The organism is Bernardetia aquimarina, assembly GCF_042180575.1.
In the GTDB taxonomy this organism is placed as follows: domain Bacteria; phylum Bacteroidota; class Bacteroidia; order Cytophagales; family Bernardetiaceae; genus Bernardetia.
The window spans coordinates 3,600,598-3,619,125 of record NZ_CP170094.1; the positions used below are offsets into that span (position 1 = coordinate 3,600,598).

14 protein-coding genes are annotated in these 18,528 nt (G+C 31.9%); 6 read left to right on the forward strand and 8 right to left on the reverse strand.

Annotated elements, in window-relative coordinates:
• The first annotated feature begins 23 nt into the window (after positions 1-23).
• The 3 genes from asnB (at position 24) to ACE193_RS15545 (ending at position 4,447) form a co-directional block, all read left to right on the forward strand.
• Positions 24-1,940, forward strand: a complete 1,917-nt coding sequence (gene asnB, locus ACE193_RS15535) for an asparagine synthase (glutamine-hydrolyzing) (RefSeq protein WP_375559138.1) — start codon at positions 24-26, stop codon at positions 1,938-1,940.
• Positions 1,941-2,062: 122 nt separating this feature from the next.
• Complete coding sequence (locus ACE193_RS15540; protein ID WP_375559139.1) at positions 2,063-3,100, forward strand: glycosyltransferase family 4 protein; 1,038 nt, start codon at positions 2,063-2,065, stop codon at positions 3,098-3,100.
• A 204-nt stretch (positions 3,101-3,304) separates the two neighbouring features.
• A complete protein-coding gene (locus ACE193_RS15545) occupies positions 3,305-4,447 on the forward strand; it encodes a glycosyltransferase family 4 protein (RefSeq protein ID WP_375559140.1) in 1,143 nt (380 codons plus the stop codon).
• A 156-nt stretch (positions 4,448-4,603) separates the two neighbouring features.
• Here ACE193_RS15545 and ACE193_RS15550 read toward each other — a convergent pair whose 3' ends face one another.
• From ACE193_RS15550 to ACE193_RS15575, 6 genes are all read right to left on the reverse strand, one after another.
• Positions 4,604-8,701 (reverse strand): LamG-like jellyroll fold domain-containing protein, encoded by a 4,098-nt coding sequence (locus ACE193_RS15550; protein ID WP_375559141.1) that lies wholly within the window; start codon positions 8,699-8,701, stop codon positions 4,604-4,606.
• 387 nt (positions 8,702-9,088) lie between these two features.
• Positions 9,089-9,772 (reverse strand): hypothetical protein, encoded by a 684-nt coding sequence (locus tag ACE193_RS15555; RefSeq protein ID WP_375559142.1) that lies wholly within the window; start codon positions 9,770-9,772, stop codon positions 9,089-9,091.
• Positions 9,773-9,886: 114 nt separating this feature from the next.
• Entirely contained in the window at positions 9,887-10,333 is a 447-nt protein-coding gene (locus ACE193_RS15560; RefSeq protein WP_375559143.1) for a GNAT family N-acetyltransferase, read from the reverse strand.
• A gap of 195 nt (positions 10,334-10,528) precedes the next feature.
• On the reverse strand, positions 10,529-11,161 hold the full coding sequence (locus tag ACE193_RS15565; protein ID WP_375559144.1) for a nitroreductase family protein: 633 nt from the start codon (positions 11,159-11,161) through the stop codon (positions 10,529-10,531).
• A 33-nt stretch (positions 11,162-11,194) separates the two neighbouring features.
• A complete protein-coding gene (locus ACE193_RS15570; protein WP_375559145.1) occupies positions 11,195-11,644 on the reverse strand; it encodes a MarR family winged helix-turn-helix transcriptional regulator in 450 nt (149 codons plus the stop codon).
• A gap of 15 nt (positions 11,645-11,659) precedes the next feature.
• Positions 11,660-12,100 (reverse strand): hypothetical protein, encoded by a 441-nt coding sequence (locus ACE193_RS15575; RefSeq protein ID WP_375559146.1) that lies wholly within the window; start codon positions 12,098-12,100, stop codon positions 11,660-11,662.
• Between the two features lie 187 nt (positions 12,101-12,287).
• Between ACE193_RS15575 and ACE193_RS15580 the strand changes: the two genes are divergently transcribed.
• Positions 12,288-13,130 carry a hypothetical protein gene (locus ACE193_RS15580; protein WP_375559147.1) on the forward strand — a complete coding sequence of 281 codons (843 nt, stop codon included), beginning with the start codon at positions 12,288-12,290 and terminating at the stop codon, positions 13,128-13,130.
• 61 nt (positions 13,131-13,191) lie between these two features.
• Here ACE193_RS15580 and ccsA read toward each other — a convergent pair whose 3' ends face one another.
• Together ccsA and ACE193_RS15590 are read right to left on the reverse strand one after the other, a co-directional pair.
• Complete coding sequence (ccsA, locus tag ACE193_RS15585) at positions 13,192-15,855, reverse strand: cytochrome c biogenesis protein CcsA (RefSeq protein WP_375559148.1); 2,664 nt, start codon at positions 15,853-15,855, stop codon at positions 13,192-13,194.
• 319 nt (positions 15,856-16,174) lie between these two features.
• Positions 16,175-17,401, reverse strand: coding sequence for a S41 family peptidase (locus tag ACE193_RS15590; RefSeq protein WP_375559149.1), 1,227 nt, complete (start codon positions 17,399-17,401; stop codon positions 16,175-16,177).
• Between the two features lie 119 nt (positions 17,402-17,520).
• On the opposite strand from ACE193_RS15590, the gene ACE193_RS15595 reads away from it, so the two are divergent.
• Entirely contained in the window at positions 17,521-17,964 is a 444-nt protein-coding gene (locus ACE193_RS15595) for an HAD family hydrolase (protein ID WP_375559150.1), read from the forward strand.
• Between the two features lie 80 nt (positions 17,965-18,044).
• Positions 18,045-18,524: a hypothetical protein gene (locus tag ACE193_RS15600; RefSeq protein WP_375559151.1), complete on the forward strand. Its 480-nt coding sequence runs from the start codon at positions 18,045-18,047 to the stop codon at positions 18,522-18,524.
• Positions 18,525-18,528 lie beyond the last annotated feature (4 nt).

The window sequence follows — 18,528 nt, forward strand, 5'->3', positions numbered from 1 at the left end:
AAAAAAATAATTAAGACTAATTTATGTGTGGAATCAATGGAATTATAGATTTTTCGTTACAAAATAATATGCACAGAGTGGCTGCTATGAATAAAGCCATGGCACACCGAGGACGAAACGATGAAGGAATTTGGAAAGATGAAACTACAAATAGTGTAACATTAGGACACAGACGGCTTTCTATTATTGACCTTTCGAATGCAGGACATCAACCTATGCATTCCCATGACGGACGTTATGTAATGGTTTTTAATGGTGAAATTTATAATTACAAAGCACTCAAAAAACAGCTTGATTATCCTTTTAAATCAGATTCAGATTCGGAAGTAATTTTGGCTGCTTTTGCCCAATGGGGAATAGCGTGTGTCAAAAAACTTGAAGGTATGTTTGCCTTCGCTATTTGGGATAATTTAGAAAAAAAAATATTTTTAGTAAGAGATAGACTTGGCATAAAGCCATTATATTATTATAGAGATGAGAATAAATATATTTTTTCATCTGAAATGCGTTCACTTTTGGCTTCGGGATATATTCCCAAAAATTTGGATCATCATGGTTTAGAAGATTTTTTGCGTTATCAAACTGTACATGCTCCACGCACCATGATTGAGAATGTTTGTATGCTTTTGCCTGCTCATTATGTGGAAATTTCTGAAACCGAATGGATAGAGAAGTGCTATTGGCAAGCTCATCATACCGAGCAAACAATAGCCACAAACTACAAACAAATCAAAAAAGATATTTATGAAAGATTAAATGAAGCCGTCGAAAAGCGTTTGGTGGCTGATGTTCCTTTTGGAGCTTTTCTTTCTGGTGGAATAGATTCTAGTATTGTGGTTGGACTGATGAGCCGAATGTCTAATCAAAAAGTGAAAACATTTTGTGTTTCTTTTGATGAGAGTGAGTTTAGTGAAGCCAAATATGCTCGTTTGATTGCAAACCGTTTTGATACAGAACACCATGATATTCGTCTGAAACCAAAAGATTTTTTAGATATTATTCCAAAAGCTCTTTCAGCTATGGATCACCCTAGTGGAGATGGAATAAATACCTATATCGTTTCGAAAGTAACTAAAGAAAAAGGAATTGATATGGCTCTGTCGGGCTTAGGAGGAGATGAGCTTTTTGCTGGTTATGAACTTTTTATGATGCTCAATAAGCTCAATAATAATAAATGGATAGGAAAACTACCTGTTTTTTTGAAGTCTCATGTAGGAAGGTTACGACAAAAATACCGTCCTTCAGTAGCTTCTGACAAACTTTTTGGTTTGCTTTCTCAAAAAGATTGGAAATTAGATTATACCTATCCTTTAATACGACAAGTATTTTTGGATGAACGTATAAAATCATTTTTACGAAAAGATGAATTGACTGAAAATAGAGTGCGTTCGGCTTTCAAAAGTTTAGCAAGACAAAAAGATTTTAAAAAACTTCCTTTTTTATCTCAAATTTCGGTAGCCGAACTTTTTACCTATTTACAAAATATCCTTTTGCGTGATTCTGACCAAATGAGTATGGCACATACACTAGAAGTTCGTGTTCCTTTTTTAGACCATAAATTGATTGAATATGTTCTTCAAGTTCCAGATTCATTCAAATTTCCTCATTCTCCAAAAAAATTATTGGTTGATTCGGTAGGCGATTTACTTCCTTCTGAAATTGTCAATCGTCAGAAAATGGGTTTTACTCTTCCTTGGCAAATTTGGCTCAAAAACGAACTTTTTGATTTTTGTGATGAAAGAATTCAATCTTTAGCTAGTCGTCCAGAGTTTAATGAAGAAGGTATTATGAAAGTTTGGAAACAGTTTTTAGAGAATGACCCTAGAGTTTCGTGGGCAAGAGTTTGGAATTTGGTAGTGCTAGAAAATTGGTTACAAGAACATCAAATTTCGGCTTCTCCAACTTCAATTATTTCTTCTTTAAATTCTAATTTGGTTTAATTATCTTATTTAATCCTCGTTGATGACTTCATTTGAGGTTCAACGACGGTTCATTTAAGCCACCTTTCAACCGTCAACGAGGTCAAGACCGTCGTTGAGGTAAGGAATAAATAAAATAAATTTTGAAAGTCGTTTATTTACATCGAAAACCTCGTCAGTTTGGAAATTTTAGTATCGAATCTTATTTTGAAGATATTCGTTCTTATTTACCTTCCATTTCAAGTAAAATAGAGCCTATTGTTTATCAATCGCCTTTTTTTAGTGATGGAATTTTGCCACGTATCAAAAATATTCGTGATGCAAAAAGACAAACTCAAAAACTAAAAAGTGATATTAATCATATTACAGGAGATGTGCATTTTCTGACAATGGGGTTAAATCCTAAAAAAACAGTTTTGACTATTCATGATTGTGCTTTTTTAGAACAAAATTCTGATTCTATAAAAGACAAACTAAAAAAGAAATTTCTAAAAACTTTTTGGTTAGATATTCCTGTAAAGCAGTCTAGGTTTGTTACAGCCGTTTCGGAAGCCACAAAAAATGAAATTGTAAAACATACAAATTGCAATCCTGATAAAATAATTGTTATTCCGACAACTATTTCTCCCAAATTTGCAGAAGCCTCTCAAGATTATATTCCTAAGAAATTTAATTCAGAAAAACCGACTATTTTACAATTAGGAGCAGCTTTCAATAAAAATTTAGAACGTCTTTTTGAATCTTTAGAAGGTATTAACTGCCAACTTCATATCATAGCTCCACTTTCAGAATATCATTTTAAACTGCTCAAAAAATTTAAGATTGATTACAAACACAAAGACAAAGTAAGTTTTGAAGAACTCATTTTGGCATACAAAAATTGTGATTTGGTTTCCTTTGTTTCTACGATTGAGGGGTTTGGAATGCCAATTATAGAAGCACAGACTTTACAAAAACCAGTCGTTACAAGTAATATTTCTTCTATGCCTTGGGTGGCAGGAAAAAATGCTTGTTTGGTAAATCCATATTCTGTACAAGAAATAAAAGAAGGCATTTTGAAGATTATGAATGAAGAAAATTATAGAAATGAACTCATCAAATATGGACAAAAAAATATAAAAAGATTCAATCCAAAAACAGTTGCTCGTCAGTATTTGGAGTTATATGAAAGAATGATATAAATAAATCACTTACCTTTGTTTCATAATTTTACTATGAAGTTGTTTAAGAATGAGTTTTGTGTGTATTTTTGTTGGTGTCGCTACGCTAAAACACCAATAAAGGCTGGGTTATTTTTCCTTAGAATTGGGCTTGCAAACCTAAGGAAAAATGTACATTCTTAAACACTTCTATGTTTTGAGAATAAAATATTAATCATTTTGTCAATGGATTTTCATATTGCTCATCTTTCTACTCCCAAAAATTGGCGAGGAGGCGAACAACAAATTGCTTATTTAGCTACTGAATTAGATAAGCAAAAGATTAAACAAACCGTTTTAACTCCTCAAAATTCTTCTCTATCTGATTTTATTTCAAAATATAATCAAAAAAATACAACTACTGATTTGGAAGTGAAAAAATTAGAAGGAAGTTCAAAATTTGGACAAGCAAAGTTTTTAGCTTTTTTTTGTAGAGAAAGTAAAGTAGATATTGTTCATTTGCACGATGCACATGCACATACAATAGCCGTTTTGTCAGCCGTTTTTTTTCAAAATAAAACAAAATTTATTTTGAGTAGAAGGGTTGATTTTCCTGTCAAAAATAATTTCTTTTCAAAGTACAAATACAATCATTCTTCTATCAAAAAAATAGTCTGTGTTTCGGATAAAATAAAAGAAATTACTGCGCCATCTATCAAAGACAAATCAAAACTGGTTACGGTTCATAGTGGAATTGACCTCAATAAATTTAGAGAAATAGATAAAGAAACATTCATTTTAAGACAAGAATATCATTTAGAAAAAGATATTGTTTTGATAGGAAATGTAGCAGCTCTTGCACCTCACAAAGATTATATTACTTTTTTGGAAACTGCAAAGATTTTGATTTCAAGGTTAGAAGAAAGTAATAAAAAAGTACGTTTTTTATTAATTGGAAAAGAAGATGGTTCGGAAAATGAAATTCAAGACTGGCTCAATCAAAACCAAGAAATAAAAGATTATTTTATACTGACAGGTTTTAGAAATGATATTCCTATTATTTTGAAAGAACTTGATATTTTTCTTTTTACAAGCCAAACAGAAGGGTTAGGCACAAGTATTTTAGATGCTTTTGCAAGTAAAGTTCCTGTGGTAGCCACGGCAGCAGGAGGAATTCCAGAATCTGTAATTAATAATCAGACAGGTTTGCTTTCAAAAATCAAAGATTCTGCTTCTTTGGCTGAAAATGTAGAAAAAGTTTTGAATGATGATGAGCTAAGAAATAAACTAATAGAAAATGCCATTCTTCATCTTCAAAATTTTACAAAAGAACATACAGCAAAGAAAACATTAGAAATTTATAAAAATGTAACTCATTCTTCCATATAGCTCACTATTTAGAGTAAGAAACAGAATATTATTTTGAAAAAAATAGAAAAAGTTTTCTCAATTACAGTAATAATAAAAATGTCAGTTTAGAATTTAAGTTTTTAAAACTCTGTATCATAAAACTGACATTTTTGGTGTAAAAAATCTAAATTGATTTTACTCCTTCACTACTTTCATAATTGTAGAAGAAGTTTGTCCAACAATTTTCAAGAAATATAATCCATTTGGATATTTTGCCATTTGGAAAGTGAAATAATTACCTATTGATGTATCGACAGTTCTGTGTTCTAATATTTCTCCAATGGCATTTACCAAAGTAATTTCTAATTCCATTCCTCTTACAAACTCTTTTCCTCCTAAATAAAGCGTAAATTCATCATCTGTAGGATTAGGAAAAAGTGTATTAGTTTGTTCTTCTGTAAAATCAATAGCAGAAAGTTTAGCAGAAACTATTTTTGTAAAAGCAAACTTACCATTATTATCTATCTGTTTTAGTTTATAGTAATAAGTTACATTTGGTCTTACTTCTACATCTAACAAACTATAATCTTGTCTTGTTTGTCCTTGTTTTTTACTTTTTATGAAACCAATTTTGACAAATTTGCCATCTTCTTCAGCTCTAAAGACTTCAAAACCATAATTATCTTTTTCTTGTAGAGTTGCCCATTCTACTAAAATAGCATTTTCTTTAGCTTTAGCTGAGATAAATAGAAGTTCGATAGGAAGTAGTGTAATATCTTGAGACTGAGCTGTTGCAAAGAATCCCATATTTCCTGTAAACCCTCCTCTTCCTGTGAACTGGGGAGTATTAGTTATACAAAATCCATCAGGAATAGTCCAAGGAGGAGTAAGTCCATACGGGTTTTCACTTTCGTCTAACTGCATTACAGTAGTAGAACCTCCTGCATCATTTCCATAATCTCTATTAAATAAATACATCTGATAAGCTGCATTTACTGGAACAGGATTGTTAGTAGCATCAAAAGATGAAAAATTCCAAAAACCATTGTCCAAAGCAGGATCAGTGTCAAAGTCAGCAGCACAAATATTAGTTTGTCCTGTTGCTGGTGGCACACTAACAAATTGTTTAAAAGAAGCTGTAACATTATCTACTGTATTAGCTGCATTAAAATTAACATCAGCTCGTTGATAAGTAAATGTTGGAACTGGACATTGTATGGTACGTGATTGTATAATTCTAGTATTTGGGTTTCCAAAAGGAGGTCTAGCATCATTAAAGTCGTAATAGGCTCTAAGATTGTCTGCCTGTGGACATTGTAAAGCATTTGCTGCACAACCTTCAGCAAAAGAGGCTTGTATTTGTGCTTCTGTGCGTGTTTCACCCCAAACCTTTAATTCATCGACTTGTCCTCTTGTAGAAGCCCCCCCATTTCCACTCCATCTTCCAACATAGCCATTTGATAATACTGTATTTAAAGGAGCAGGCAAATCATAAGTACGGATGCGTAATCCATCATAATAAAAAGTTACTTGTTGGTTTGTTTCATCATAAGTAAGAGCATAATGATGCCAGTTATTTATACTGTTTGGTAGATTTATAAGTTCTAAATCAAATCCATTATTGAGGCGTATAAACCAAGAGTTATCAGTTGTACCTGTTACCAAGGCAAAGTCTTGAGAATTATTAGTTCCAGTACTATTACCAAACTGAAATAAACCAGCACCATTAAAGTCTGTAATATTTGCCCATATTTCTACTGTACGAGAATTATTACCAGCTATTCCTATATTCCCTGTATTAGCTCCAAAATCAACATATTTGTTATTGGCTGTCATTGTTAGAACTCCATTTGGATTTGGGTTACAAGTTACTCCTCCATAAGCAGCTAACTGCCAATCACTATTCTCAAATGCAGCAGTCATTGCACCATCTTTATTAGGCTCTGGTAAAATAGTAGAGGATTCTTGCAAGACCAATCCAACAGGAAAAGAATAATTACCTGTTGGGTTTTTGGCTCTATTTAAGTTTCCTGCTACAAAATAATCAGTTGGAAGAGTAGTACCTGTGGCAGTAGTTGTAAATCCAGTTATTGCATTTGGGTTGGGGTTGTTTATAATAACAGAGCGAGAAATATCTATTCCATTAGCAGTAGGAAATCCTTCGGGGACAATATAACCTTGTACAAAATTTAGTGTTCCTGTTGCACTTATGGTCAAATCTTGATTACTAGAAGAAAGCACAGTAACACCAGCAATATTATTGAATGTAGAAGTTCCTATTGTATTATCGATAAATAAATTTTCAAATTCTCCATTTCCAGTAGCTGCTTTTGAATAATCTTGTCTTCCAGTTCCTACAAATCTGAAATCAGAATTAATTTGCATACTTAGATTACCATCATGAATCATATTTCCACAAACATTTACTTGTCCTCCAGTAGCTACATTTAGATTTCCACCATCTAGTATAGTAATATTGCGAACAATTAATGTTTCACCATTTTCGACATTTAGTGCCGAACTTGCGATGGGAGTTGGAGGAATAATAATATCAATACTGCAATCTGGTATGCCTATCGCTCCACAAGGTTTACTCCAATTTAGTTCATTGGAAATTCCACCAGGAAAACTTCCATCCCACACATATTCATTTGTACCCACACAAATCTCATCACTAATAATACAATCCCCTACTGTTGCTTCTACTCTTACTGTCTGTCGGCGTTGAATATTAGTAACTGTATAACTATTACTTGCACCATTTTGTACAGATGCTCCATCTACAAACCATTCAAAGGTAGTAGCGTCAATATCTGCAACAACAGTAGTATTTGTACCATAATTTATATTTACATCTTCTCCTAAATCTAAAGCTCTGAAATCAGAAAAATACCCATAACGAGTTCCTGTGCCAGCACCTCCATTTACAAACCCTAGATGAAAAAGTCCGTTAGCATTGGTTACCTCTATAACAGCTCCTGCTGGAACATCTGTATTATTATAAGTAAATTGTCCTCCATAATAATCACTTCCTCCTACTTGTGTAAAATTAGCAGATATAGGGGTAGGTAAAGCAGTAGTTACACCTCCTATGGTTACATTAATAGTAAAATCATCTGTATAATCAAATGCTCCTCCTACTGGTCTTCCTCTTGTCATTAAGTTGATAGTAAAATCTCCACCTCCATCTGAACGTACTATACGTGTTGTGAGAGAACCTGTACATGATACAGGAGGCAACAGAGCAAAACCTACCTCACATCCATATCCAGCATAATGTCCTACATAAGAAGGTAAACTTGTTTGCACAAAAATCTGCTGACCTGCTGTGGGTAAAGTATGAGTATAAGTTTCTCCTGCATTAAGAGTGGTTATAAATACTCCATCAATAGAAACGTTTGTTGCATTTTGTGTAGCTGTAACTACCACTAATTCAGGATTTCCTGCAGGAGTACCACTGCCAATGCCTAAACGTCCTCTTAATACGACATAGTCTGTTCCAATTACATCAATAGGAACAAGTTGATCACCTGCTAAATCATGGCATCCTCCCTCACCAGTAAATATAGAATCACTAAATTTTGTAACAGCTACCACTTTATCAGATTGAATGCGTGAACCTGAAGGAAATCCAGTTGCTAAAGGTTCATTCACAGAACCTACATACGTCTCTCCTCTGTTAAGTATCACTACAAAAGGAACATTTGCAGCCTGTCCTCCTTCTAATGCACGAGTGGGAGTAATTGTAACAGTAGTATTGTCTTCGGTTGCAACAACTAAAAAACCACTTCTTCCTTGTGGTGTATAACCTGTTCGGTGATCCCATGTATTTTGAAAGGGGACATAAAAATCATTTCCTAAACCATTATTTCCTTTGAGTGCAAAAATATCAGGATTGTTACTTCTGTTTACTTCATAATAAGCTGTAATTTTGGCAGTAGATTCTACTAACAAGCCTGTGGTACTAACTTCAGGAGTAGCAGGAGTTGGAGTATCATAAGGAGTTTCTATTAATGCTCTATCTGGTTCTATATTGATTATTTCAGATGTATTAGCAGGTACATTTACAATGTAGGTAGGAAAGGCTAAATTAGCTGGTTGAGTAACTGTAACGATAGCTGGTACATCAAAAGCAGATACTACAATACGAATAGGAGCATCACCATGGTCGGTAGTAATATCAGGAGCTGCAAACCAAAAACGTGTATCTGTTTGTGCTTGAACAGAAGGAATTAGTAGTAGAAGTGATAAAGCAACAAAAAATGCTTTAAACAAATTGATAAAATTTTTCATGGTGCTAGGTTGTGATTGATATAACTATTCAATTATGTGTTTTTTGAATTTAATAAAGTAAAACTTAACTTTATCAATATTAAATATCACAATATTTTCACCAAAAAAACTTTTTTAGTCTAAAAAACCTTGTTTTTAATCTAAAAAGCTAAGTTTTTTTAAAAAAAACTAGAGGTTGTAACGCTTGAATATGCTTTTATGAGTTTTTTTTAAAAAAAAGTTGAAAAATTGTATTTTATAGTGTTTTTTCTGTTTCGTGTAAAAGCAAAAAAATAGAAATAAAACCAAAATAGTTTAAAAGATATTTTCCTATACATTCTGAAAGTAACTCATTTTTGAATTTACAGGCTGTTTGGAATTTACCTCAAAATAGGGATAAGATTTTTTTTATTCTAAACACTCCATATCTGCTGTTTGATTTTTATATTTCAAAACTAATTCATAATCTTTCAATAATTCGGTCAAATCAGAACAAGTAACTTCTTTATTTGCAACTGTTGCAGAAGTAGGGTTATTTTTGATAGACGAATGAATGGTAAACTCTTTTTCAAGACACTTTATGAGTTGATTATCAATGATATAAAAACGTTTTTCTGTCATATCATCTCTAGTTGCATTTTCTTGTTTTGAACCTACATCAAAAGTCCATGTAGAAGCATCATGAAATACAAAAAAAGGAGTATTGTCTTTCAGAAAATATTCTTTTATAACTCCTCCATGTTCGTATCCACTACTATATGTTATTTTTCGAAGTTCTTTATTTTCTGAAAAATAAACGATTTGTCCTCCTCCTCCATCACATTGGTATCTAAAAGAAGACGAATCCATTTTTCCCTTAGTTATTTTGGATTGTATAGTTTGATATTCTTCTCTAATATCTTCAACTGTTTTTAATTCTTTTGATTGGACTGCCTGTGTTTCTTGATTTGTATCCGTTGGGGTATTTTCTGTAATTGTTTCTGATGAAGTAATATTTTCTTTTATATCAGAAGATTCAACTGTTTGGGTTTCTGAATTTCCATTGCAAGAAATAAATACAAACAGGAGCAATACATAAAGTAGATTTTTCATAAATAATTGAGTTAAGTATTTGTAATAAAAAAGCACTTTACAAGATAAGAATCAAAATACTTAAACACAAAAGGGGGAGAGCATCTTTTATCTGTATTGCATTACCTATAAAACCTAAATTGTCTTTTCAAAACACCTACTGTTTTTCACTCCAATATATTGTCCATAATTTGGAATTATATTATAACCACTTTTTTTGTAAAGTGCTATGGCTTCAGATTGTTTGACTCCTGTTTCTAAGACACATTTTTGATAAGATAATTCTTTTGCCCATTTTTCTAGTTCTGAAAGAATTTTGGAAGCAATGCCTTTGCCACGACTTTGAGATAAAGTGTACATTCTTTTGACTTCCATTGTATGGCTATTAAGTTCTTTTATTGCTCCACATCCTAAAGGAACATCATTTTCATAAGCTATAATAACGTACTTTATTTTATCTATTTTATTAAACTGAGCATAAAAAAAATGTTCATCTCCATCTCTTTGAGCCAAATCAGCATCAAGTAGTTTTACTAAATCAATAAAATCGTTGTTTTCAGAATTAGTTCTTATTGTTTTCATTATTTTGGAATAAATGGTTAGAAGTTAGTCTTTTCTAATAGGTTGAATAATGTAAATTTAGAATTAAATACGTTTTTAGCTGTATTAATTGAACAAAATTATTTAGATGTTATCAAAACCTGTCTGATCCCTCAAACATAAAAAAGGTCATAACGAGATGTTAAGACCTTTTACTTTTATGAAATGATAAAAAGTTTAGTCAACTAAAGTAACCAAATCTTCTTTGCTTTTTCTTACTTTCTTTAAGTTTACCAACCAGTCATTTTCAGTTTTTCTGTAACCTACTGGAAGAAGAACACAACTTCTAAGTCCTTTGTCTTTCAATCCTAAAATTTCATCTACTGCATTTGGGTCAAAGCCTTCCATTGGAGTACAATCTACTTCTTCGAAAGCACACGCTGTTAGGGCTTCTGTAAAAGCAATATAGGCTTGTCTGGCTGCATGTTGAAAATTTTCTTCTGCATCTTTTTGTGGATAACTGCCCAATAACATTTGACGGTAGTTTTCCCAGCCTTCATTTTTGAAACCACGAACTTCGTTTACCAAATCAAATGCTTTATTGATTCTGTCAGCCGTATAAGTATCCCAAGCTGCAAAAACAAACAAATGTGAACAGTCTGAAACGACAGATTGATTCCAAGCAATAGGTTTGATTTTGTCTTTAATTTCTTGATTTGTAACAACAAAAACCTCAAAAGGTTGTAATCCACTTGAAGTAGGCGCAAGAGAAATTGCTTCGATAATATTATCGATTTTTTCTTGTGCTACTTTTTCGCCATTCATTGCTTTGGCAGCATATCGCCAGTTGAGTCTGTCTAATAATTCCATTTTTGGTTGTTTTTAATTGAGTTTTAGTATAAATTAGTCTTTGTTTTCTGATAAAACGTTTATCCATTCATTCAAAACATTTTTTAAGTTCTGAATATCTGAAATTTCTATATTTTCAGTGATGAGTACTTTTGAAAGCTCTTCTGGAATGCAGGAGGCTTGTTTTTTCATTTCTTTTCCTTTTTCTGTCAGTTTTATAATTACACTTCTTTCATCTTCTTTCGAACGATTACGCTCAATTATTTCCATTTTTTCCATACGTTTGAGCATTGGAGAAAGTGTATTTGTATTGAGAAGTAATTTTTCTGTAATCTGATTTACGGTAAGTGTATCGTTTTCCCAAAGTACAATCAATACTAAATATTGAGGGTAGGTAATTCCTATTTTATCCAAAAAAGGTTTGTATGCCTTTGTGATAAGACGAGAAACAGAGTATAAAGGAAAACAGATTTGATTGTTTAGTTTTAGTTTTGAATCTTCCATTGCTTTTATTTTTTCTTAATTCTTGTTCTCTTCGTTTTTCTGCTTTTGTTTTGTTCTCCAGTTTTGCCAAGCTCCACTAGACCACAATGCCCAAGCTATCAAAACAGGTTGAAAAAACAGTCGTATTAATCTTGCTTTATCCGAATTTAATGCGCCAAAAGCATCTCTTCCTTCCAAGTATTGCGAAATATTTCCAGGGAAAATCAAGATAAAAAAGATTGCCAATGCCCAGCCAAACTCAATTCGTTTAGATTTCCAAAAAGCCAATCCAAGAGCTAAACTTATTTCTACAATTCCTGACAGAATAACAACTAAGTCTTTACTAAAAAAAGGAATCCAATCAGGAACTTGCGCCTGAAAATCAATTCTATTAAAAGTAAGATGACTAACCCCTGCATAGAACATAAATAAAGCTAACAAGATTCTAAATACATTTTGTACCGTTGATGTTTTCATTTTATGAATTTTTAAGTCGTTTGAGTTTTTATTTTTTGCGATTAAATCGTGTGCGATGCAAATATACGAATTTTTCTGACATAATCAATTCAGAATTACTTATTTTGAAGAATGAGTAACAGCAAAAAAGCATTTTATTCTTATCTTTAGAATAGAATGCTTTTTTTATATAATTTTTCTTAAAGCTATGCTCATTAATACATCTATACGTATTTCTATTTCTCTATTACATTTATCGGTGGCGATGTTTTGTTTTAGTCTTTTTTTCTTATTCTTTTCTGAAGTAGATTTTTCTCCTATTGAGCTTTACCAAAAGAGGCAATTTGTTTTTTTTCTATTACTCATCTGTTTGAGTTTTCTTTCTTTTTGTGCTTCTTTGAGCTGGCAGACTACTTTTGTGCGTTTTTCTAAATTACTTAGTTATTTAGTTTCATTGTGTTTTTTGATAGGACTTATTGCTCTTTTTAGCATTGCTAAATCAACATCAGAAGAGTTGCTAGTTATAACCGTTCCCACCATTCCTCCTGCAATTTGTTTTTTTCTTTTGGCTTTTTCGAAAATAACACAGATTCGAAAAAATACAGTTATAGAATATAATGATTCTTTAGATTCGGATTTTTTAGAAATTCAAGAAGAGACGAATTTATCTATTTTTTGGAAGCCAAATCGTATTGTTTCTATTTGTTCTGTTGTGTTTTCTATTTTTCTTTTTCCTTCTTTATTAGTTGTGGGAGTACCTACTTGGAGCATTTCTATTCCTTGTTTCTTTTTAATAATTGGTATTATCTTGTGGCTATTTCCTAAAGTAGGAAGTTGGATTTTTTCAGTGGTAAGTCTGCTTGTAGGTACAGGTTTGGTGGGAATCTTTATTGCTTTATTGATTACAGAACCCCTTACTATTACAACAGATAAAATATATATAATTGGTTCTATAACTGTAGTAATCTTGAGTTTATTCTTATTGTGTTTTAGTTTTGCAATGCTACTTTTGAGCAAAGAAGCTAAACAAGAATGGAAAAGTCGCCATTAAGGTTTGAACCTCAATGACGACTTCATTTTTTATTCTCAATAACTATTAAAGCACCTAATTTTTAAACCAATTCAACTTCATTTTTTGGCTTTTTTGAATTTGATTTTTTAGAAGTCATTACTTTTTTAGCTTCTGTATATCTTCTCCACATTGCCACCAAAATACCCAAAGTCATTACATTTACACCTAGCCAAAGTAAACTAATATACGGTTTTTCTAAGGCTTTCATGATTATCCAATCACGCTGTGTAGTTCGGATATTGAATGTAAACTCTTCTGTTTTTGGGTCAATATTCATCATCGTAAACTCTACTCCTGCTGATTCTATAATTTCGGGAACTCCACGCACTTCATTTCCTTTTATCTGAAAAATAGGTTTTGCAGTATAAGTTTCTTCTCTATCCAAAATTCTGATTTCGGCATAAATCATATAATCTTCATCTGCCAACGGTTTTCCACGATGCACACCATCCAAAACTGCCACAAAATCATTGACAATAAAAGTATCTAAAGGAGAAAGAGTTTTCTGTTCTGGTTTGCTCCATGTACGCTCTTCGGCTGGGTCTGGAAGACTACTCAAATGCGTATAAAGGTCGCTTTTTATACCCTGTGAAATATCTGGACTTACCACAAAACCCATTTGAGGGTTCTGTTGTACACGAGGAAAAAGTGTAAACATTTCTTTTGTAAGCGTATCTACATAATCAATTTTGTAGTAGGTGTTTTCTTCAAAAATTCGAAGTGTATCGCCTGCTTTTACTTCTACTTTGTCGTTATGAATCAAATCTTTTTGAGCGACTACTTTGTGAGCGTAGGCTGTTCCTTTTACGTCTTCTTTGTTTACATAATGAGAGAAATTCGGAGAATCCCAATATTGCCCTTTGTAAGTAACTGTATATTTGCTCATTTTGGTAGGCTGACTACGGAAAAGCAAAACATTTTCTCTATTTACTTCATCAGAAAATTCTTTATTATACAAAAGTCCTGACATATTCATCGATACAATTTCATCATATCCCGAAGAAGACAAAATACCAAAAAACATAAGCGCAACGCCAATATGAGCCAATGCACCACCTGCCAATTTTGGATTTAATTTAATGGTTCTTGCAATAGAAATTCCATTACTGACAAGCGCATAAGTAGCTGTCAGAACCAAAACTACATACCCTATTTCTTTTGCTTTAATAACTGCAAGAACAATAGAATAAAAGGTTGTTTCTTCTTGCGATGGTAAAGTTAATTTTATTTGAGCAACTGCAATAATAATGGTAGTAATAATAGCTGTCAAGACCAAAGGAATAACAAAATTATCTTTGATGTTTGATTTTTCAATTCTTTTCCACCAAAATATTTGTCCTGTTGCTGATAAAAAAGCAATTCCGACACTAAACCAAAGCTGCCATTTTGTATAAAAACTTTCTGGGTCGGCTGGAGGAGCTACATTCGAATCAATTCCTAAAGCATCTAAAATAGCATTATAAACGGGAATAGAAGTAGGAACTAAAACTTGTAATGCTGAAAGTCCTAAAACGACAACACCAAGCGTAACCCAAAATTCACCTGAATAAAAACTAGATTCTGCTTTTGATTTAGGAAAATTATTCCAATTCATAAAGAATAAAATTTTTGCTCCAACAGTAAAGAACAAAAGATAAATAAGTAACTGTCCCGAAAGTCCTAAATCGGTAAAAGAGTGAACTGAACTATCTCCCAAAATTCCACTACGAGTAAGAAAGGTAGAATATAAAATCAAAAGAAAAACGGAAAGCATCAAGATAGCAGAAAGTTTTGCCATCGAAGGTCGTTTTTGTTGCATTGTCATAGCATGTATTCCTGCAATCAGAACAAGCCAAGGAATAAAAACAGCGTTTTCAACAGGGTCCCAATTCCAATAGCCACCAAAATTAAGTGTTTCATACGCCCAATAAGCACCCATTACAATTCCTATTCCCAACACAGCAGCAGCTAATAACGACCAAGCAAAAGTAGGTTTGAGCCATTTGGTAGTTTCTTTTTTCCATAATCCTGCAATCACAAAAGCAAAAGGAACAAGACAAAGCGCAAAACCCAAAAATAATGTAGGAGGATGAATAACCATCCAATAATTTTGTAAAAGTGGATTTAGACCTGTTCCATCGACAGGAATATAATCTGGCTGAGATTGAAAAATAGGCGCATCCATTGCATCACGAAGCAAAATAAAAGGCGAACTACCAATTTTAAGTTCTGCAAAAGGCACAATTACACCCAAAATCATAGAAGCCAAAAATGCCTGTACAGCAGCAAAAACCATCATTACAGGAGCTTCCCACGTATTATCTTTTTTGTGCTTGACAAAAATTGAACGCAAAATAATCACAGCACCAATACAGACATGCCAAAAAATCCAAAGCAAGAAACTTCCTTCTTGTCCTTCCCAAAAACAGGAAATCATATAATAATATGGCAAATTATTCGAAGAGTGACTCCACGCATAATGATATTCGTATTGATGATTGTAAATAATCGAAAAAAGAACCACCACTACACCAATTACAGAAAATGCATGCACACCAAAAGCAAGGCGAGCCATTTTTTTCCAAGAATTAGTTTCTTGGAGTTTTTGAGGAGAAGTTAAATCAGTATTTTGGCTTGCAAAATAATAAGCAATTGCAGCCACAATCGAAGAAACAAAAGAAATGATGACAAATAAATGTCCTATCTGACCAATCAGTAAGTTCATAGAGGAACAAAATGTATGTGATTTTGTCGATGTCGTTTCGCTAAAACACCAACAAAGGCAAAAATATAATATCTATTTTATAGTTTGTCCGAAAGCAAAAGCATTCGGTACTTTTTTCTCACTCTAAAGAGTAAGTTACTTTTTTACTTTACAGAAGAAATAAATTGTGAGTAAATTTGTTTGTTATCATTTTGTAAATCAACAAATTAGCTTTACCTCCTTAATTTTTTGCAAAGGTACGACCTAAAACATTCATTATCAATATAAAAGGCTTTTTAAGCAGGTTTAGAAAGCCTCTTTTCACTTATTTTAAGTTGTATTATTCGTTTTCTTTATAATTTTTAATCAAACTTATTCCTTTTTGTAGGACTTCATCTTGTTGTGTCGTAGTTTGTTTTATATAATATTTAGGGATATATTTTTCTCTTGGTATGCCGTTTACATGAAATAGTTTTGCCACAGACACCCTATATCCAAAACTTTGATTTTTGAAAGGAAAATAATACATTTCTCCTGCTAAACGTTCCATTTCTGAGCCTACAACTTTTCCTCGTTTCATAGCATCAAAACCAATGGCAATGCCTTCCCCCATACTACCTGTCCATCTACCAACCAAAATGACTAAAGGTTTTTTATACTGCTCTGCTCTAGGGTTTACATATTCTATCCATTTTCTATCAACTTTTGGACTATCATCGTATTGTTCTTCTACTGTATGAACTTGATATGGCAAAGATTCATTAATAAACCGTCCCATGATTGCACGAGCTACATAGGAATTTCCCCCATCTACTGTATTTCTCAAATCAATTATCAATCCTTCTGTATCCATCAAGTCATTCAATACACTATCAAGTTTGGAAATAAGATTATTGTTACCAAGTGAATTATGTATTTCTATAATTCCAATATTATCTACTTTTTTACTAATTACTAACTCTTCATATTGTTTCAATTTGAGTTTATCTAAGTCAAGTTCTATTACAGCATTATCTTTTGTTTTTAGAGTAAGTATTCTAGACTTATCATATTGCCCAGCTAATAGTTTATTAAGTATCCATTCTCTTACTTGAGGCAAATTTTTATCTTGACAATGTGTAGGAAAATTTTCGATGTTTTCTTTTATATTTATTCCATTAATTTTCTGTATTTCAGCACCAATGATATTACTTTCTAAGCTTTCTAATTCAGTTTGCCATACACTTGTAATAACTGCTTTTTCCTTTTCAAAAGTAGCATAAATAGGCGAATACAAACGAAAAGATGAATTTGTATTGGTATTCAGAATAAGATGACTATCATAAAATTCGTTTAAAAGATTTTCAAATAATAAAACGATATCTGTTCTGTTTTTACTACTATCAATTTGTTTGTTGTAAAATTTCTTGATACACTCTAAGTCTATACTTTTTTCATCTAAATAAGCATAATCAGTAGATATATCGCTTATAATTTGATTTAAGTCTTCTCTAACTTTATCTACTTGTGCGTTAGTAAAAAAGCAAAATGAAATTGTGAAGAAAAGAGTAATTATAATTTTTTCCATGTTTTTTATAAAAAATAAAGTTATTATTAGTTTCACAAAAATAGCTTTATTATGGAACATGTTTCAGAACTTGTTGATTTTTCAAAAAAATAACAAAACAATCTTTCTTAATTCCAAAAATGAATATCAGTTTTGATTTAGACAGTACACTTATTCCACATGGAAATGAGTTTGAAGCAGAACAACGTAGTTTTTTCGCTAAAACTTTAGGTATTGAGCCGATTCGTTTGGGAACTGCAAAACTTATTTCTGATTTGCAAAAAGAAGGTCATATTATTCATATTTATACGACTTCTTTTAGAAGTAAATTCAAAGTTTGGTTGATGCTTTTTTATTATGGAATAAAAGTAAATAGAATAATAAATCAACAACACAATCAAAAAATATTGAAAAGTAGGAATATAAATTCTTCAAAATTTCCTCCAGCCTTTGGTTTTGATGTACATATTGATGATTTGAAAGGTGTAGAAATAGAAGGACAAAAGCTAAATTTTAAGACAATAATTATTCTGCCAAATGATAAAAGTTGGATTGAAAAGATAAAAAAAGAAATTTCTACTTAATTTTAAATTAATAATACTTTACAACAGAATTATAATTTGATTAATTTTGCTTTTATTAAAACCTAAAAAAATACTGAATTATGAACAAAGTTATAGAAATCAATAATGACTATTCGTTAGAATTACCTGATTTTTTGAGTACAACTGATTCACTCAATCCTAATGCTTCACTACAATATCAAAACCTTGATAAAGAACTTTTTGTCATTGTGATAGAAGAAGACAGAAAAGAATTTACTAGAAAAATAGTAGAAAACAATGCAGAAGAAGTATATCCTCCAAATTTGAAAGGTTATACTGATATTATCAGTCATTCTATTGGTGAAACAATAACTATCAGCGCACGTACCGAAATTGAAGATTTAGAAATCAATGATTTGCCTGCTAAAAACTTTACTATTCAAGGACAAACACAAGATAAAGTTGCTGTCTATTATAGCTTTACAGTTGTGAAAGGAAAAGATAATTATTATCAAATCGCTCAATGGACTGCCAAAAATCAGAGAGCTTTATTTGAAAAACAAATGACTCAAATTGCAAAATCATTTAAGCAGTTGTAATGTC